Genomic DNA, 17,516 nt, shown 5'->3' with positions numbered 1-17,516 from the left:
CGACCAGCCGGGGACCTGCGATGACCGCGAAACCGATCACTCTCATTCAGTCGGGCCTGAGCGCCCTGGGATATGATCCCGGCCCGTCGGACGGACTCTTTGGTCCGCGCACGCGGGCAGCTGCCGAGGCATGGCTCTCTGCGGGCGGGAAGCCTCTCACGCCGGCTGCCGCCGAGCCCGCAAGCACCGCGATGATCTACCAGGGGGCGGCGCGTCATCCGGTAACCGCGATCGTCATACATTGCGCTGCGACACGTCCCGCGTGGATGGACGACCGCCCGTTCGCGGAGCAGGTCGCCGAGATCCGGCGCTGGCATGTCACCGACAACAAATGGCGCGACATCGGGTATCACTGGTTGATCGGCCGTGGCGGCGAAATTCGGCCCGGCCGCGCCGAGACCGAAGTTGGCGCGGGCGTTGCGGGCTACAACAGCGGCGTCATCCATATTTGCCTGATCGGCGGCCATGGCTCGTCGGGAAGCGATACGTTCTCCGCTCATTTCACGGCGGCGCAGGATGTCAGCCTGCGCCAGCTCATCCAGGGCATCTCAATGCGCACGCGGATCACCCGGATCAGCGGCCATAACGAGCATGCCGCGAAAGCCTGTCCGGGCTTTCACATCCCCACCTGGCTGCGGCAGGCAGCCTGACCCCGAGGTAAAACAATGTCGTCATCCTTCTGGGTAGCGTTGCTGCCCCATCTCATGGAACTCATCGGCGCGCTCGCGACGATGGTGCTGGTCTGGCTCACGGCGGAAATCCGTCGCCGCTGGGGGATCGAGATTGAGGCGCGCCATCGCGAGGCGCTGCATTCAGCGCTGATGACCGGCATCCGCGCCGCGCTTTTCCGCGGGCTGACGGGGCCAGACGTTGTCCAGGCGGCGATCGAATATGCCGGCGAAAGTGTGCCTGACGCGCTCCGGCGGCTCCGTCCGGCGCCTCATGTCCTGAACGATCTGACTTCGGCGAAGCTGCGCGAGTTGCTCGATGGCCCGCGCTGGGTCGAGCTTGATGCTGGTGACACCGGTGAGCCCGCCCGCTGATGGAAGCTGAAGTGCTCAATATCAGCCCGCTCGTCGTCTGGACGGTGGCCCTGTCGCAACTGCTGACCTTCGGGCTCACCGTCTGGAACCTGCTGGCCTCCGGCAGCCGGGCAAATGCGCGCACCCTCGATCTGCACGGGGAGACGCTGCGGGCGCTGGAGGGGCGCCTGAGTGCGGTCGAGTTGTCCTTGCGGGAAATCCCGACCCGCAGCGACCTGCACGCGCTGGACAAACAGATGACCGAACTGGGTGGCGCACTCAAAGTGATGGCCGAACGGCTTCGACCGGTCGAATCAATCAGCGAGCGCCTGCAGGAGGTGTTGCTGCAGGAGGGACGGAAATGAAGGAACAGCTGTCGAGCCGCATGGATCAGCTCATCCGGGAAGATGCGCGCCTGATCATCCTGCGCGCGCTTGCCGATCAGACGGATGAAACGCTGCACAGCGGCTACCTGGTCGAGGAACTGCGCAGGTTCGGCATCCGCCGGGACCGCGGCTGGGTGCATGATGAACTGGCCTGGCTCTCCGAGCGGGGAGCGGTAACGACGATCTCGGCAGGTTCGGTCGTGGTCGCTACACTGGCAGAGCGCGGCGCGCGTCATCTCGAACGCGAAATCGCCCTCGACGGAATCAAGCGCCCGTCGCGACCGGGGGGCTGACGCGATGTCCAGGCGCCCCGGGCGGGGCCGGCTTTCGTCGATCGAGCTCCTGCCCCCCGAATGCGACGCGATCATCCAATGGGCCGCCTCGGAGCTTTCGGCCCGGGAGAAGCCGCAGACGGAGATTTATGCCGAATTCGTCAGCCGCTGCGAACGCCTGATGGCGGAGCATCGGGGCGAGCTTGAGTTCACGATCCCGGCCTTCAGTTCGTTCAACCGCTTCTCGATCCGGCAGGCGCGTCTGACCCGGCGGCTTGACCAGACCCGCGCCATTGTCTCGACGCTGGCCGACAAGTTCGACCCGGCCGATGCCGATAACCTGACGATCATGGCGGCCGAGACCGTGAAGGCGCTTGTGCTGCAGATGCTCGCCGAAGCGGACGAAGACACTATCGATCCCAAGAGCGTCATGCAGCTGGCCGCTGCTTTCCGGCAAGCGGTCCAGGCGCAGAGCATCAGCTCGGACCGGCGCCGCAAGGTCGAAGCGGATTTTGAGGCCAAGGTCGACAAGGCTGTCACTACCGTGGCCCGCACGCGCGGCATAACGGCCGAGACGGCCGAGGCGATCAAGGCGCAGATCCTGGGGGTCGGATAATGTCCGCCCCGATTACGGAAAAGGAATGGGCCCGGCTGCGCCGCGAGTCTGTCGATGCGATGGCATCGGTGGTCGGTCAGGTGGGCCTGCCTAACGTGCTCCTGCCCTATCAGGCGCAGACGGTATCGCTGCTGGATTCCGTGCGCGATTGTTCGGCGCTGTTCGTCGAAAAGTCCCGCCGGGTCGGACTGACCTGGGGGCTTGCGGCCTATGCCGTTCTGCGGGCCGGGCGTGAACGCGCGGCCGGTGGCATGGACGTTATGTATATTTCCTATTCCAGGGAGATGACGCGCGAGTTCATCGACGCCTGCGCCATGTGGGCCCGGGCCTTCAACGTTGCGGCGATGGCGGTCGAGGAATGCCTCTTCGACCAGGGCGACGACGATGGCGACAAATCGATCCAGACGTTCCGCATCCGCTTCGCCTCAGGCTTCGAGCTGCTGGCGCTGTCTTCGGCGCCGCGCGGTCTGCGCGGCAAGCAGGGCGTGGTGATCATCGACGAGGCCGCCTTTGTCGACAGCCTCGCCGAGCTGATCAAGGCCGCCATGGCCTTCCTGATGTGGGGTGGCCAGGTGGTGGTTTGCTCGACCCATGACGGTGTCGACAACCCCTTCAACCAGACCATTCAGGAGATCCATGCCGGACGGGTGCCATACCGGCATCTGCGCATCGATTTCGATCAGGCGTTGCGGGACGGGCTTTATCAGCGCATCTGCCTGGTCAAGGGCGAGGACTGGGCCCCCGAGGCCGAAGCCGGGTGGCGGCAAAAGATCATCGCCTTTTATGGCGAAGGCGCGGATGAGGAACTCTTCTGTGTGCCTTCAGCCTCATCGGGTTCCTGGTTGCCCGGGCCTCTGATCGAGGCCCGCATGACCGAGACCCTGCCCGAACTGCGCCTGGAACTGCCGGGCGACTATCTGCATCTGCCCGCGCAGGATCAGGCGCGGCTGGTAGACCCGTTCATGGCGCAGCTGCAAGAGGCGCTGCGGCCCCTCGATCCCGACCTGCAATATGCGTTCGGGTTCGACTTCGGGCGGGTGGCCGACCTTTCAACCGGCTGTTTGCTGGCCATTGAAAGGCGCCTTAAACGCCGGGAGGTGCTCTGGTTCGAACTGCGCAATGTTCCCGGCGACGAACAGAAGGCGATCGTCAGAGCTGTGCTGGAACATGTCAGGACCCGTCTGGTCGGGGCGGCCTTCGATGCGACCGGGATGGGCTGGACCGTCGCGGAGGATATGGGGCGCCAGTTCGGCCTGCGCGAAAGCGAAGACGATCCGGGCCTGATCTGGGCGATCAAGTTCTCGGAGGAATGGTATCGCCTGCAGATGCCCCCGTTGAAGGATGCGTTCGAGAGCGACCTGATCGCGATCGACGCGGATGTGGAGCACCTCTCGGATCTGCGGCTCGTCAAGATGATCCGCGGCATGGCGCGCGTGCCGGAGATACGGACCGGTGAGAAAGGCAAGCGCCGACATGGGGACTATGCCATCGCGCTGGCGCTGGCGCATTTCGCCTCTCGCATGCGCTGGGTCGAGTACGGCTATCGGGCCGTCGCGGCGCAATCACGCGACATCGGCCACAATGGTGGGCCGCCGATGTTCGAGGAAGAGGCGCGCGGCTGGTGGAGCCCGCCCCTCGGCACGGGTTTGCGGGGGTTCCTCTGATGCAGGATCGCCGCCCCGTCCGACAGCGCCTGACCGCCCATTACACCTCCGAGGAAATCGCGGTCTGGATGCATCGCGCCCATCCGCAACTGGGTGACCAGTCGCCTCGTCATCTGATCCATCAGGGGCGCGCGGAGGAGGTCCACCGGGTAATCGACCGTCTCGATGACGGGGCCTATATTTAAGGAAGCGGACATGGCCAAGACACCGGGAATTCTTGATCGCTGGGGGCGCCCGATCCGGCGCGAAGCGATGACGGAGGAATTTTCCGCAGCGACGATCGGTGGGGTGCGCTCGCCCCTGACCAGCTATCCCGGTGACGGGCTGAACCCGATCCGGCTGGCGCAGATCCTGCGCGAGGCCGATCATGGCGATCCGGTGCGCTACCTGGAACTGGCCGAAACCGTGGAAGAGCGCGACCCCCACTATCTGGGCGTCTTGGGCACCCGGCGGCGGGCCGTCAGCCAGATCGATATCACGGTCGAGGCCGCCTCGGACGATCAGGCCGATGTCAGGATCGCCGATATGGTGCGCGACTGGGTCGGCCGGGATGAGCTGAGCGACGAGATGTTCGATATTCTCGACTGTATCGGCAAAGGGTTCTCCTTCACCGAGATCATCTGGGACACCTCGGAGGGACAATGGCAGCCGGCGCGGCTCGAATATCGCGATCCGCGGTGGTTTCGCTTCGACCGGCGCGATCTCACGACGCCGCTGCGGCTCGATGACAGCGGGCGCGAACTGCCCCTTGAGCCGGGCAAGTACATCAACGCGCGTATCCGGGCAAAATCCGGTGTGCCGCTGCGCAGCGGGCTCGCGCGTCTCGCGCTCTGGGGCTGGATGTTCAAGGCCTTCACGCTGCGGGACTGGGCCATATTCGTGCAGACCTATGGCCAGCCGCTGCGCCTGGGCAAATGGTCCGCCGGCGCGAGCGAAAAGGACAAGGACACGCTCTTTCGGGCTGTCGCCAATATCGCCGGGGATTGCGCCGCGATCATCCCGGAGTCGATGTCGATCGAGTTCATCGACACCGGGCAGGTCTCGGCCTCGGGTGATCTCTATCTCAGCCGCGCCGACTGGCTCGACCGTCAGATATCGAAAGCGGTTCTGGGTCAGACGGCGACCACGGATGCGATCGCCGGCGGTCATGCCGTCGGGCGCGAACACCGGCTGGTGCAGGAGGATATCGAGACGTCCGATGCACGGGCGATCAGCGCGGTCCTCAACCGCGACCTGATACACCCTTGGGTGCAGCTCGAATTCGGGCCGCAGAAGCGCTATCCCCGATTGCTGATCGCACGGCCCAAAGCCGAGGACCTGGCGGGGCTGACAAGCGCGCTAGACAAGCTGGTGCCGCTGGGGCTGCGTGTCGAGCAATCGGTCATCCGGGACAAGCTGGGGCTGCCGGAACCTGCGCCCGGCGCAGAAATCCTCAGCGTATCCGCCCCGCAGGTGTCGCCCCCGGGCCCCGGTTCGATTTTTGAACGGTTTTCCGGCGATTTTGAAGGGGGTGCGGCCCGTCCGGCACCTGCGACCGCCCTGAACGCGGAACGGCCCTCAGCGGCTCGCACAGAGCCGCCCGCCCCGGAGGCCATCCTGGCAGATCGCATGGGCGCGGAAGTCCAGCCGGAAATGGGCCGGATGCTGGAGACGATCGAGGCGATGCTGACTGCGGCCGGTTCGCTGGAGGAATTCCGGGAGATGCTGCTGGCCGCGTTCCCGACGCTCGACAGCGGGGGTCTTGCTGCGCGGCTGGCTCAGGGGATGATGGCCGCACATCTGGCCGGCCGTATCGCGCTGAACGAGGAAAGCGATGGCTGACCCGGCCCTGCGCGCCGTCATGGCGCGCCCCTTTGCCGAACAGGTCGCAGCCTATCGGCTCCGGCTCGGCAACCTGGTGCCGACCGCAAGATGGGATGACATCAGCCGCAGCGCCCACGACCGGGCGTTCATGGTCGCCGGCGCCGCCAAGGCCGATCTGCTGGCGGATCTCGCGATGGCCGTGGACAAGGCGATCTCGGAGGGGCGCGGGCTTGACGAGTTCAGGCGCGACTTCCGCGGCATCGTCGAGCGTCGGGGATGGCACGGCTGGACTGGCGAAGGCACCGCCGGCGGCGAGGCCTGGCGCACACGCACGATCTACCGGACCAATGCCTCGACCACCTATGCCGCCGGCCGCAGCGCCCAGCTGCGCGAGGGCGGCTACGAGTTCTGGGTCTACAAGCACGGCGGATCGCGCGACCCGCGCCCCGAGCATCTGGCCCTCGACGGGGTGACGCAGCCGCCTGATCACGAGTTCTGGCAGAAATTCGCACCGCCGAACGGCTGGGGCTGCAGCTGCTACGTTCTGGGGGCGCGGTCGGCACGCATGGCGCGGCGGCTGGGCGGCGATCCCGAAAAAGCGCTTCCCGAAGGCTGGGACCGGATCGACGCCCGGACAGGAGCGCCCCGGGGGATTGACCGGGGCTGGGATTATGCGCCCGGGCTGAGTGCCGTGGACGCGATCCGCGATCTGCGTCCCAAGCTGGATCACCTTCCTGATCGCCCGTCGATCGATCTGATCCAGGACTGGCTGGAGAGACCCGCCTTTGCCGATTGGCTGCGCGATCCGGACGGGAACTGGCCGCTCGTCCGGATACCGGAGGCAGACGTGAAGGCACTGGGGCTCGCCCCCTCGGTCAGGGTTGCCGACATGTCATCGGAAACCGTCCGCAAGCAGCTGAGGGAGCATCCGGAACTGACCCCGCGCGACTACGCGCAAGCCCAGCAGGTCGTATCCGATCCGAGCCACAGGGTTCAGGATGGACCGAGATCGATGGTCTATATCAAGGAAATTGCCGACGCGGAAACAGGCGGCTACGTTCTCGTGGTCAAGGCGACAGGTACAGGCCGGGGTCTTTTCCTGACCAGCTTCCGGCGCCTGAGCCGCGACGCGGCCGAGCGGGACCGCACGATCCGCCGTCATCTGCGCAAGGGCGTGTGATGCAGGTGGCTGGGACGCAGGCGGCGGGGCCCCCCACCCGGCGAACCGGAAACCCCGCATGGCGCTCCGATCCGAAGATCGTGCTACGGCCGGGAGAATATTACCGTGTCGCACCTGCAAGGAAAACATAGCCATGATCGCATTCGATATCAATGAGCGTGAGGTCGAGGCCGCTCTGAAGCGTATCGGGGAGGCACTGACGGACATGACCCCGGTTATGCAGGACATCGGCGAATTGCTGGTGTTTTCGACGAAAGAGCGGTTCGTCGCAGGGGTCTCGCCGGACGGTGAGCCTTGGGCACCGAAATCCCAGACCACGCTCGACGCCTATGCGCGGCGCCGCGATCCCGAGGACCCGCGGCCGCTCTTCGGCCCAAGCCGCCGCCTCTCATCGGAAATCCATTACAGCGCCAGTGCGGACAGCGTGGAATGGGGCTCGTCGCTGATCTATGCGGCGGTTCAGCAGTTCGGAGCCGAGCAGGGCGCCTTCGGGGCCCGGATGGGGCGCACACAGCCTTCGGAAAAACGTCCGAACCCACAGGACTATTTCTTCCCGATACCTTGGGGCGACATCCCCGCCCGACCGTTCCTGGGCCTCTCGGAGGACGATCAGGCCGGCATCCTTGATACAGTCTCGGAATGGATCGAACGGCTGGCTGGGGCTTGACCGGCGCCGGCCTGCGGCTCAGGGTGCCGGAATATCCCCTGCCGAGGCTCCCCACAAACCGTAGTGCCTAGAACGGTTTCGCGCATCGGGCGACTTTCGCCCCATGAGCAAGACGTGTTCCAATATCGCCCTGATGCAGGTCATGCCGGTGCCCGATGCCCCCGAGGCGCAGGCACCGGACTGGATACACCTGCTGCCCGCCGGCGAGACGATCGCCACCCATGACGGGCGCGGGCCCTATCGCATGACCGATGCGCAGGCGGTGATCGCCGCCTCGCTCCAGGGATCGGCCAAGCTGCCGATCGACGAAAATCATGCCATCGATCTCGCTGCCCCTCGCGGCGAACCCGCGCCCGCCCGCGGCCATATTGTCGACCTGCAGGCGCGGGCCGACGGTATCTGGGGGCGCGTGGAATGGACCCCGACCGGCCGGACACTGATGGCAGAGCGCGCCTATTCCGGCATCTCGCCGGCCATCGCGCATGACCGCCAGATGCGGGTCATCGGCGTGTTGCGTGCATCGCTGGTCAATCGCCCCAATCTGCGCGGCCTGACCGCGCTTCATCAGGAGGAAAACATGTCCCTGACCCGACGCCTGGCCGAATTGCTCGGTCTGGACGCGGAGGTCGGCGAGGATGCGCTGGTCCAGCGCATCACCGCGCTCCATCAGCAATCCGCCGCGCCCGCGCCCGAACTCACCGCGCTGCAATCGCGCATGGGTGAAATCGGCGTCGCCCTGGGCGTGCCCCAGGATGCCGATCCCGAGGCGATCGTGGCGGCCGTGCGCAAGGTCGCCGGCGGCGATGGCGATGCGATCACCGCCCTGCAGGCAGAGCTCACCAGCGCGACCACTGCCCTCAACGCCGTGCGGGACGCCTATGCCCGCGACAAGGCGGAAGCCTGGGTGGATGGCGAGATCCGCAAGGGCCGGGTCGGCATCAAGCCGCGGCGCGACTACTACATCTCGCTGCACATGAGGAACACCCAGGAAGCGATCGAGGTGGTGGATGCCCTGCCGCTCATGACGCTCGGCGGGCATCCGGTGCCCGAGGTGCAGCCCGAGATCTCGACCTCGCTGCAGAGCCAGCAGGATCTCATCACCCGTGCCCGTGCCTACCAGGCGAAGCTTGAGGCGGCAGGCATGTCCATCGACTGGCCTTCGGCCGTCGTCGCAGTCCGGGAGGGCAAGCAGTGATCCCCGTCTTTATCCGCGCATATCACGCGGCAACCGCAATCCTCGGCTGCCGCATCGTGGCCTTTTCGGCGCCAACCACCAGCCAGAGCATCCGGCAAGCCAATGCCGCCTCCGGCCCGCTCCTCGGCGTATCTGACCGGATGGGTGCCGATGCCGGAGGCATGTGCGATGTGCATCGGTCGGGCCTCGCCGCGGTGCAGCTCGGGGGAACGGTGGCTGCGGGCGATCCGCTGACCACCGATGCGGACGGTCGCGCGATCAAGGCCGTCAAGCCCGGCACGGGCGCGGTCCAGGTCATCGGCTCGGCCGATCAGCCGGGCGTCGCGGGCGACATCATCGATGTCTGGCTCTCGCAGTCGGTCATCCATTCCTAAGTTCTGAAAGGTCAGGTTTCATGTCGAGCCCAAATCGTCCCTTCGTCGTTGATCCGGTCCTGACCGCGATTTCGGTCGGATACCGGAATACGACAGCCATGCGGATCGCCGACCAGGTGCTGCCGCGCCGCCCGGTCTCGGGCGAGAAGTTCAAATGGACCGAGTACCCGATCTCGGAGGCGTTCAACACGCCGGATGCCCGCGTCGGACGTCGCGGCCGCGTCCAGCAGCTCGAATTCGGGGGCAAGGAGCAGACCTCTTCGGTCGAGGATTTCGGCCTGGAGACCCCGATCCCGTATTCCGACATCGAGGCGGCCGCCACCGCCCGGGCCCAGAACCTCTCGGCCTATGATCCCGAGGCCCATTCGGTCTCGATGCTCACCGATACGCTCGAAAACATCCGCGAAGTGCGGGTGGCCCAGATCGTGCACGACCGTGAGACCTATGCGCCGGACAAGCGCATCGTCCTGTCGGGCGGGTCCCGCTTCTCGGATTACGCGAACTCCGATCCCATCTCGGTTCTGAAGGCCGGCATGGAAGGCACCCTGATCTTTGCCCCCAACACGCTGGTCATGGGGCGGCAGGTCTGGTCGAAGCTCTCGTCGCACCCGGTGATCGTCAATGCGGCCAAAGGCAACCTCACCAACCAGGGCATCGTCTCGATCGAGCAGTTCATCGAGATCTTCTCGGGCGAGGGCCTGCGCCGCGTGCTGATCGGCGATGCCTGGCACAATACCGCCCGCCCGGGCCAGCCGGTCTCGCTGCAACGCGCCTGGGGCAAGCACATCGCCATGCTGCACCTCAACGACACGGCCATGGTCGAGGGGGGCGGCATCACGTTCGGGCTCACCGCCGAATACGGCTCGCGGGTTTCGGGACGAATTCCCGATCCCGATGTCGGCCTGCAGGGCGGTGTGCGCGTGCGGACCGGCGAACGGGTGAAGGAGCTCGTCGTCGCGCGCGACGTAGGCTACTTCATCGAGAACGCGGTGGCCTGATGGGACGCGCACCGAAATCCAAGGATACCGAGGCCGTCAAGGATGCCGCCGCGCCGACCGAAGGCGCGACGGCCAAGACGGCGCAACAGCCGGACGTTGCAGGGCCGGCTGCGGCCGGGGGGCAGGAAACGTCCCCCGGACCCGATCCGCGTCCCGCTCCGAAACCTGATCCAGACCTCGGCTCTGGCGACGCGCCCGCCGCCCCCGGCCGCCGCCTGTTCACGGCCACGACGACCATCCTGCATGACGGCGAGCTCGTCCTGGCCGGAACGTCCGTCGGCCTGACCGCGGAAGAGCATGGCGCGCTTCGGACGGCCCGCGCCGTGGAAGGCGACTGGGACGACGCGGAACCTCTGCCCGAATAGCCCGGTCGATCCTCCCCGTACCGTGCTTTCGCCCCCTCGGGGCCTGCCCGGCGGCGGTTATCGCCGCCGGGACCATCCAGAGGACGATGCCATGACCAGATCCGATGTCACACCGATACCAGGTTATCGCGCCCAGTCCGAGGCAGCACTGCAGCTCGTGCGGGCGAACAAGGAACTCGAAGAGCGGGTTCTCCGGCTGCTCGACATGCTCCGCGACGATCCGGCGGTGAAAGTGGACCCGCGCTGGCTGGCCCTCGGGCGGAGCGGCATCGAACAGGGGTTCATGGCCGTCAACCGCGCCATCATGCAGCCGGGCCGCGTCGAACTATCCGGGGATGACGTATGACTTACGCCACGCTTCAGGGGCTCACGGATCGCTATGGGCAGGATCTGATCGTCATGTTGACGGATCGGTCAGACCCGCCCGCGGGAACGGTGGATGCCGATGCCGTCACCCGAGCTCTCCTGGACACGGACGGCGTCATCGACGGCTATCTGCGGGCGCGATACGTCACGCCCCTGCCGGAGGTGCCGCCCCAGATCACGGACATCGCGCTTTCGATCGCGGTCTACAAGCTCCACCGGTACTCGCCGGAGGCCAAGATCAAGGATGACTACGAGGGCGCGATCCGGGCCCTGCGCGAGATCGCGGCCGGCACCATCGTGCTCACCGCCGCGACAACCGAACCCACGCCATCCGGCGGCACCGGTGCGCGCATCACCGATCGGGAGCGCCCGCTGAGCGCCGAGAACCTCAAGGGCTTCATATGATCGAGGCTGTCGTTCAACGTCTGGATGCCCGGGTGCCGCAGCTGCGGGGCCGGGTGAAAGGCGCTGCGGATTTCGCGCGGCTCATGGCCAGCAACACGTTCCGCGACGCCCAGGGCGGCGCCTATGTGCTGCCAATGTCCCTGCGGGGTGGTGCGCCACAGGCCGCAACGGGTGCCTTCGTTCAGCCCCTCGACGAAACCCTGACGGTGGTTCTCGTGCGACCCTCGGTCGATCCGCGCGGCCCGCGCGAGCCGGGCGAACTGTCGCAACTGATCGAAAGCGTGATGGAAGCGCTCGCCGGTTTCCGCCCGCCGCATGTGCCCGGACCTTTGCGGGTGACGCAGGGACGCATGCTGAACGTCGGTGCCGGCGTCCTTGTCTACCAGCTCGATTTTGCCGTCACCCGCCATCTGAGGATCAGCCCGACATGAGCAAGCCCAAATCCGAAGCCCCGCCTGCCCCGACACACCCCCGCGAAGGCGGCAGCTATGTGCGCCTGCCCGACGGCACCCTGACCCGGCCGCAGGCCCGGGGGCAGGAACACCCTGTCAGACCGGGCGCCGCGCCCGCACCCGCCGGAAAGCCGGCATTGAAGACCCCTTTGAAGGACGACTGATATGGCCATTTTCTGGAACGAGAAGGTGTTTCTCTGCGCCATCGAACCCGGCTACGGGCAGGCGCCGGTGCTGAGCGCCTCGGACGCGATCCTTGCGACCAACATCCGACTGACCCCGATGGAAGGTCAGGATGTGAGCCGGGATCTGGAACTTCCCTTCATGGGCGCAGAAGGCACGATCCCGGCCGATATCCATGTCCGGATGCAGTTCAACGTCGAGCTGGTGGCGAGCGGCGCCGCCGGTCAGGCGCCGGCGGCCGGCAAGATCCTGCGGGCCTGCGGATGCGCCGAGGTGATCGTCGACAATACCTCGGTTACCTACACGCCCGTGTCCCGGGCGCACGAGAGCGCCGCCATCCATCTCTGGATTGGCGACACGCGCTACGTCCTGAAGGGCAGCCGCGGCACGGCCGTCCTGCGCGTCAACGCGTCGGGCGTCCCGATGGCCGAGATCGACATGACGGGCCTCTTTGTCATGCCGAGCGAAGTGCAGCCGGTCGTGCCGGATCTCGATGACCAGATCGATGCGGATGTCCAGGTTGCCACCAGCGCGAACACGCCCGTCTTCACCATCGGCGGGGCCCCCTTCGTCATGCGCAGCTTCGCGCTCAACCTCGGCAACCGTGTCGAGACCCGGTTCCTGATCGGTTCCGAGAGCGTTTTGATCACCGGCCGGTCTGAAATGATCGAGACCACGGTCGAGGCCGTGCCTCTCACCACCTTCAACCCCTTCGCGCAGGCGCAGACCCGGGCAAAGCTGCCTGTCGCGCTGCAGCACGGGACCGCCGCCGGCCACCGAGTCGGCATCACGGTCCCGCGCGCGCAGATGCAGCGACTGGCGGGGCTGGAGGAACAGCAGGGCATCAAGGAATGGCCGTTGCGCCTCGTGCCACTGCACGACGAGGGCAACGACCAGTTCGCGATCACCTTCACCTGAGAGGACCATCATGCTCAAGATCAGCAAAAATCCCGAATTCACCCATAAGGTCCGGGTCCGCGTTCCCGTGGACGGCGGGTATTCCGACCAGGAGTTCAAGGCCCGTTTCCGGGTGTTGCCCTGGGACGAGGTCGAGAAGCTGGACCGGAACCCGACCGAGCAACTGCGCCAGATCTGGATCGGCTGGGAAGATATCGCGGACGATCAGGGCGTGCCGGTGCCCTATTCGGATGCAGTGCGCGACCAGCTGGCGGCCCTTCTCTATGTCCGGGTCGCTCTTCTCTCGGCTTATAGCGACGCAATTTCGGGCGCGCGCCGGGGAAACTGATCCATGCGGGCCGGCTTTGGGCAAGGGGCGATCTCGGCCGGGACGATGAGCGCCCGGGCGAAGCCGAACGGGATGCCCTGCGCTGGGGCCTGCCGCGCATCCCGGGCCGCAGGAGACCACCCGAGCCGGACGGGCTCTGGCCGGACCATGTCGATGCCGCATTGGCCTTTCTCGCGATCTCCGGGCAGTGGCGTGGCCTCGCCCTTGCCGACGGATCGGTCCGCTGGATCGGCCTTGACTACACCGCCGCACAGGCCGGGCTCGCGCTCGCCGGCCTGACGGTAACCCCGGAACTCTGGTCTGAAATCCGCCTGATCGAGGCAGGCGCTGTCGAGGAACTGAACCGTCGTGGCTGAAATGCGGCTCTCGCTCGTACTGAACGCCCAGGCCGAACAGGCCCGCCGCGAACTGGCTGCCACGGCGCAGGCGGTCGCGGGCGTCAGGACGCAGGCCGAAGGCGCGAGCGGAGGCATTGCCTCGGTCGGCAGCGCCGCAAGCTCTGCGGCTGCCGGTCTCGGCACGATGGCCGCCGCGAACGACAATCTCGGCCGCGCCACAACCTTCAGCCGTCAGGGTGCCATTGGCCTCGGCGAGGCGATGCGCGAGACCGGTCGCGCGGCGCAGGACAGCATGGCGGGCGGCGCGGACGTGGCCGCCGAGGCCATGAACGAACTGACTGCCGCAATCCGGGCGCAGATCGAGGCGCTGCGTGCCCAGGGAACGGCCGCCACGGGCGGGGTGGGCGATCTGACTCGGCTGGCGCGCTCGGCCGCGACGGCCGGCGCCGCCATTCTGGCAGGCCTCGGCATCGGGCGGATGCGGGACATGGCCGATAACTGGTCGGACCTGCAATCCCGGATCGGGGCGGCGATCCGGGACATGGAGGCCGCGCCGGAGCTGATGCAGGACATGCTGCGTCTGGCCAACGACACCTATTCAAGCCTCGATCAGACCGTTTCCGGCTTCGCGTCGAATGTCGGCATCATGCGTGACCTGGGCTACAGCACCGCCCAGACACGGGATTTCACCGAGGCGCTCAACCACAGCCTCGTCATCACCGCGACAAAGGGGCAGCAAGCCGCATCGGTCCAGATGGCGCTGTCGCGCGCGATGGCGACGGGGCGGCTGCAGGCGGACGGGCTTGAGACCGTGCTTGCCAATGGCGGCAGGGTGGCAGAGGCGCTGGCAACCGAGCTTGGCACCACCGTCAGCGGCCTGCGCGATCTGGCCTCGCAAGGGCGCATCACCGGCGACGTGATCGCCCGCGCCATGCTGGGCGCCCTTTCCGATGTCCGTCGCGAGGCGGGCGAGATGCCCAGCACCGTCGCCGACGGCTTCCTGCGCCTGCGCAACAGCATCACCGCCCTGGTCGGCACGGTCGATCAGGCCCTTGGCGCCTCGGCGGCGGCCGCCGATCTGCTGAACCGGATCGCGGAAGGCATCGGCGAACTCGCGCAGGCGGATTTCGAGGGGCTGATGCTCAGCATGGCGACCGGCGGCGAAACGCTCGCGCAGGTCCTGCTGGTCGTTTCCGCCACGCGCATTCCGGCCACGGTTGCCGCGATCCGGGCGCTCAACGTCTCGACCATGCTGATGACGACGCAGTTCACGGCCGGCGCGATCGCGTCCCGCGGCCTGACCGCCGCCCTGGCCGCAAAGGCGGTAACGGCCCGGGCGCTCGCCGGCGCCATGGCGATGCTCGGGGGGCCGATCGGACTGGCCGCAGCCGGCGTGACCGCGCTTGGCCTCGCCCTCTGGAACACGCGGTCGCGCGCGGGCGAGGTAGCGCAGTCGATTGCCGAACTGGCGGGCACCCAAGGCGAGCTCAACCGGGCTACGGACGAGTTTTATCGCAGCATGAACCAGCAGAGCCTTGACGCCATGGCAAGGCTGGCACAGGCGAATGTCGCGCAGATCAGACAGGCGTTGGAGGCGGCTCAGAGAGAGCTCGAGAACGCCAGTTTCTACACGAACTTTTTTGGCCTTTCGCTCGGCGAAACCGATCGGATGCGTGAGGCGAGGGAAAACGTTGCGGCCCTATCTGTTCAAATGGCTGACGCGGAAGCCCGCTCTTCGGCGGCCGAGCATGCAGCTGCCAACTTCAGCCATCGCATGTCGGATGCCGCCGACTCGGCGCGGGTTCTGTCGGCCGAGCAGCAGAAGGCGCTTTCGACATCGAATGAGATGCTCACCTCCTACCAGCGCCGGGCGGAACTGGCGCGGATCGAGCTTGATCACGGCCGCTCAAGCGTCGCCTGGCAGATCACCCAGATGAGCCATGAGCGCGAGGCGCTGGCCGCGCGTCTCGATGCGCTCGACATCACCCGCCAGCAGCGCGCGGCCGTCCTCAATGCCTGGGAAGCGGCGCTGCGGGCTGAAGGGGGAACCCGCGCCTGGGATGCCGCCATGGCGACGCTGCTGGAACGGACCCGCGAAACCTATAACGAACTGCGGGATATCGAGGCGGGCGAACCCGGTGGTGGCTGGCTGGACCGGGCGATCAGCAAGGCCCAGACCCTCGCAGGTGCTCTCTGGGAAGGCGTGTCCGCCCTGGGAGCGCTTGCGGATGTCGAGCTCGATGACGCCGGGAACCCGCTGCCGGACGGCATAAGCCGGCGCAATCGCCCCCGCCGGGCGCCGGTCGGGATCGGGGGCATCGACTGGGGAACCGCGCGCAGTCAGCGCGGCGGCCGCGGCAAGAGCGAAGCCGAGCAGCAACGCGAGGCGGTCCGCGACCTGGTCGCAAGCCTCCGGCAAGAACTGGATGTCCTGCGCGAGCTTGACCCGGTGCGCCAGGAAATGATCCGGCACCGGGACACCCTCGCCGCCGCCACGGGACGGGAAAAGGAAGAAATCGAGGGTCTGATCCGGACGCGGCTGGAGGAAGCCGCAGCACTCGAAGATGTCCAGCGGCGCATGGAAGACGTCCGCGATCTCGGCCACGACGCGATCGGCGGTCTCATCCGGGACATGCGCGCGGGGGTCAACGCGGGCAACATGCTGTCGAACGTTCTCGACCGCATCGCGGACAAGCTGGCGGATGTGGCGGCCACCGATCTTTCCAATCTGCTGTTCGGCGCGAGGGGCGCAACGAATGGCGGATCGGGGCTGTTCGGCGGGTTCCTGGGCAGCCTCTTCGGGATCAGGATGAATGCGCTTGGGGATGTGATCGGCGCGCCGACGCTCTTCGCCTATGGCGACAGGCCTGGCCAGTTGGGCGTGATGGGCGAGGCGGGTGCCGAGGCGATCATGCCGCTTACCCATGCCATGGGCGCAGGCGTGGGTGCGCTGGTCGGCAACCGGGAAACAACATTGCCACTGACGCGCCTGGCCTCCGGCAAGCTCGGCGTCAGCCTGCCTCCGGAGATGGCCGCACCGACCCCGTTCGCGCGCGGCGGCGCCTTCGGCTATGTGCCGCCGCCCCCGCTCGGGCGCCCGCTATCCGGTCCGGCTTCCGGCGCACAAGGCGACCTGACGCGACGCGACACGATCGAGTTGCGCATCAGCGTCGACGACGATCTGCGCCTGCGTGCTGCCGTCGAGCGCACCAGCGCCAGCGTCGCGGCCGCGGTCGTTCAGGACGGGGTTTCCGAGGCGTTTTCGCATTACGACCGCAACATCCTTCCGGAGCGCGTTCATCAGATTTCCTCAGATCCCTGGAGGGTCGGCTGATGCTGACATTTCCGCTTTCCACCGATGACTTCCTGCGGCGGCTGCCGATCTCCCGCATGACCTTCGAACTGCAGGAGGCGATGGAGTTTTCCGAGACCGATCAGGGGGACCTGATCACGGCGGATCTAGGAACCCGCCTCTGGCAGGGCGAAATCACCCTGGGCAGGATCACCAGCGACGAGGCCGCCGACGCGATCACGCTGATCGACGTCCTGCGTTCTGCCGGTCGCAGCTTTGCGGCGTTTGACACAAACCGGCCCGGTCCGCGCAACGATCCCGACGGTGCGCAGCTTGGCACGGCGACAGTAACGGTCTCGGCACTCTCAGCCCGCGAGTTGCGGTTGAGCGGCCTGCCGGCGGGATATGTGCTGCGTCGGGGTGACTATCTGGGCTGGGATTACGGCAGCAACCCAGTCCGTCGCGCCCTGCACAAGGTCGTCGATCTGGCGGCCATGGCAGACCCGGCTGGAACCGTCTCGTTCGAGGTCGTCCCGCATCTGCGGGCAGGCGCCACATCACTAGGCCCGGTCCGGCTGCTGCGTCCGTGGTGCACGGCCATCATCCTTCCGGGCTCGACCAATCCGGGAACCGTCAGTTCGACGATCACTGAAGGCGCGTCGTTCAGATGGCGTCAGACCTTGAGGTACTGA

General features: G+C 66.9%; 23 protein-coding genes and 1 pseudogene. All 24 read left to right on the top strand.

The features are described from left to right. Nucleotides 1–20 precede the first annotated feature (20 nt). Nucleotides 21–110: pseudogene (locus tag ACFSGJ_RS18170) on the top strand (peptidoglycan-binding domain-containing protein); the annotation flags it as partial. Nucleotides 111–191: 81 nt separating this feature from the next. Continuing rightward, the gene (locus tag ACFSGJ_RS18165) at nucleotides 192–650 is read left to right on the top strand and encodes an N-acetylmuramoyl-L-alanine amidase (RefSeq protein ID WP_390265227.1); all 459 of its coding nucleotides are present in this window, start codon (nucleotides 192–194) and stop codon (nucleotides 648–650) included. Between the two features lie 15 nt (nucleotides 651–665). After that, nucleotides 666–1,043, top strand: coding sequence for a hypothetical protein (locus ACFSGJ_RS18160; protein WP_390265159.1), 378 nt, complete (start codon nucleotides 666–668; stop codon nucleotides 1,041–1,043). 11 nt (nucleotides 1,044–1,054) lie between these two features. Then, nucleotides 1,055–1,387 (top strand): DUF2730 family protein, encoded by a 333-nt coding sequence (locus ACFSGJ_RS18155; protein ID WP_390265156.1) that lies wholly within the window; start codon nucleotides 1,055–1,057, stop codon nucleotides 1,385–1,387. Next, nucleotides 1,384–1,701: a VpaChn25_0724 family phage protein gene (locus tag ACFSGJ_RS18150; protein ID WP_390265153.1), complete on the top strand. Its 318-nt coding sequence runs from the start codon at nucleotides 1,384–1,386 to the stop codon at nucleotides 1,699–1,701. The genes ACFSGJ_RS18155 and ACFSGJ_RS18150 overlap by 4 nt, the downstream gene beginning before the upstream one ends. Before the next feature lie 4 nt (nucleotides 1,702–1,705). Continuing rightward, the gene (locus tag ACFSGJ_RS18145) at nucleotides 1,706–2,296 is read left to right on the top strand and encodes a DUF3486 family protein (RefSeq protein WP_390265150.1); all 591 of its coding nucleotides are present in this window, start codon (nucleotides 1,706–1,708) and stop codon (nucleotides 2,294–2,296) included. Next, nucleotides 2,296–3,960, top strand: a complete 1,665-nt coding sequence (locus tag ACFSGJ_RS18140) for a hypothetical protein (protein WP_390265147.1) — start codon at nucleotides 2,296–2,298, stop codon at nucleotides 3,958–3,960. Before ACFSGJ_RS18145 ends, ACFSGJ_RS18140 begins: the two co-directional genes overlap by 1 nt. Beyond that, nucleotides 3,960–4,145 carry an antitoxin Xre/MbcA/ParS toxin-binding domain-containing protein gene (locus ACFSGJ_RS18135; RefSeq protein ID WP_390265144.1) on the top strand — a complete coding sequence of 62 codons (186 nt, stop codon included), beginning with the start codon at nucleotides 3,960–3,962 and terminating at the stop codon, nucleotides 4,143–4,145. Before ACFSGJ_RS18140 ends, ACFSGJ_RS18135 begins: the two co-directional genes overlap by 1 nt. A 10-nt stretch (nucleotides 4,146–4,155) precedes the next feature. Further along, complete coding sequence (locus ACFSGJ_RS18130) at nucleotides 4,156–5,781, top strand: DUF935 domain-containing protein (RefSeq protein ID WP_390265142.1); 1,626 nt, start codon at nucleotides 4,156–4,158, stop codon at nucleotides 5,779–5,781. Continuing rightward, complete coding sequence (locus ACFSGJ_RS18125; protein ID WP_390265139.1) at nucleotides 5,774–6,943, top strand: phage head morphogenesis protein; 1,170 nt, start codon at nucleotides 5,774–5,776, stop codon at nucleotides 6,941–6,943. The genes ACFSGJ_RS18130 and ACFSGJ_RS18125 overlap by 8 nt, the downstream gene beginning before the upstream one ends. Nucleotides 6,944–7,076: 133 nt before the next feature. Continuing rightward, nucleotides 7,077–7,610, top strand: a complete 534-nt coding sequence (locus ACFSGJ_RS18120) for a phage virion morphogenesis protein (RefSeq protein WP_390265136.1) — start codon at nucleotides 7,077–7,079, stop codon at nucleotides 7,608–7,610. A gap of 103 nt (nucleotides 7,611–7,713) precedes the next feature. Beyond that, on the top strand, nucleotides 7,714–8,805 hold the full coding sequence (locus tag ACFSGJ_RS18115) for a phage protease (RefSeq protein ID WP_390265133.1): 1,092 nt from the start codon (nucleotides 7,714–7,716) through the stop codon (nucleotides 8,803–8,805). Then, nucleotides 8,802–9,179, top strand: a complete 378-nt coding sequence (locus ACFSGJ_RS18110) for a capsid cement protein (protein ID WP_390265130.1) — start codon at nucleotides 8,802–8,804, stop codon at nucleotides 9,177–9,179. The genes ACFSGJ_RS18115 and ACFSGJ_RS18110 overlap by 4 nt, the downstream gene beginning before the upstream one ends. Nucleotides 9,180–9,199: 20 nt before the next feature. After that, entirely contained in the window at nucleotides 9,200–10,177 is a 978-nt protein-coding gene (locus tag ACFSGJ_RS18105; RefSeq protein WP_390265128.1) for a capsid protein, read from the top strand. After that, on the top strand, nucleotides 10,177–10,542 hold the full coding sequence (locus ACFSGJ_RS18100; protein ID WP_390265125.1) for a hypothetical protein: 366 nt from the start codon (nucleotides 10,177–10,179) through the stop codon (nucleotides 10,540–10,542). The genes ACFSGJ_RS18105 and ACFSGJ_RS18100 overlap by 1 nt, the downstream gene beginning before the upstream one ends. Before the next feature lie 91 nt (nucleotides 10,543–10,633). Beyond that, a complete protein-coding gene (locus ACFSGJ_RS18095) occupies nucleotides 10,634–10,888 on the top strand; it encodes an Acb2/Tad1 domain-containing protein (protein ID WP_390265123.1) in 255 nt (84 codons plus the stop codon). Then, nucleotides 10,885–11,313, top strand: a complete 429-nt coding sequence (locus ACFSGJ_RS18090; RefSeq protein WP_390265120.1) for a gp436 family protein — start codon at nucleotides 10,885–10,887, stop codon at nucleotides 11,311–11,313. The genes ACFSGJ_RS18095 and ACFSGJ_RS18090 overlap by 4 nt, the downstream gene beginning before the upstream one ends. Beyond that, on the top strand, nucleotides 11,310–11,744 hold the full coding sequence (locus ACFSGJ_RS18085) for a Gp37 family protein (RefSeq protein ID WP_390265118.1): 435 nt from the start codon (nucleotides 11,310–11,312) through the stop codon (nucleotides 11,742–11,744). Before ACFSGJ_RS18090 ends, ACFSGJ_RS18085 begins: the two co-directional genes overlap by 4 nt. Next, nucleotides 11,741–11,929: a hypothetical protein gene (locus ACFSGJ_RS18080; protein WP_390265115.1), complete on the top strand. Its 189-nt coding sequence runs from the start codon at nucleotides 11,741–11,743 to the stop codon at nucleotides 11,927–11,929. Before ACFSGJ_RS18085 ends, ACFSGJ_RS18080 begins: the two co-directional genes overlap by 4 nt. Nucleotide 11,930: 1 nt before the next feature. Then, nucleotides 11,931–12,866, top strand: coding sequence for a hypothetical protein (locus ACFSGJ_RS18075; RefSeq protein WP_390265113.1), 936 nt, complete (start codon nucleotides 11,931–11,933; stop codon nucleotides 12,864–12,866). Nucleotides 12,867–12,876: 10 nt separating this feature from the next. Then, complete coding sequence (locus tag ACFSGJ_RS18070) at nucleotides 12,877–13,194, top strand: hypothetical protein (RefSeq protein ID WP_390265110.1); 318 nt, start codon at nucleotides 12,877–12,879, stop codon at nucleotides 13,192–13,194. Then, entirely contained in the window at nucleotides 13,191–13,550 is a 360-nt protein-coding gene (locus ACFSGJ_RS18065) for a DUF1799 domain-containing protein (protein ID WP_390265224.1), read from the top strand. Before ACFSGJ_RS18070 ends, ACFSGJ_RS18065 begins: the two co-directional genes overlap by 4 nt. A gap of 1 nt (nucleotide 13,551) precedes the next feature. Continuing rightward, nucleotides 13,552–16,866, top strand: a complete 3,315-nt coding sequence (locus tag ACFSGJ_RS18060) for a tape measure protein (RefSeq protein ID WP_390265221.1) — start codon at nucleotides 13,552–13,554, stop codon at nucleotides 16,864–16,866. Beyond that, nucleotides 16,866–17,516 (top strand): hypothetical protein, encoded by a 651-nt coding sequence (locus ACFSGJ_RS18055; RefSeq protein ID WP_390265107.1) that lies wholly within the window; start codon nucleotides 16,866–16,868, stop codon nucleotides 17,514–17,516. Before ACFSGJ_RS18060 ends, ACFSGJ_RS18055 begins: the two co-directional genes overlap by 1 nt.

Source organism: Halodurantibacterium flavum, from assembly GCF_042681825.1.
GTDB lineage: Bacteria > Pseudomonadota > Alphaproteobacteria > Rhodobacterales > Rhodobacteraceae > Halodurantibacterium > Halodurantibacterium flavum.
The sequence above is the reverse complement of the archived record's forward strand: the minus strand, read 5'-3'. Positions and strand labels throughout refer to the sequence as shown.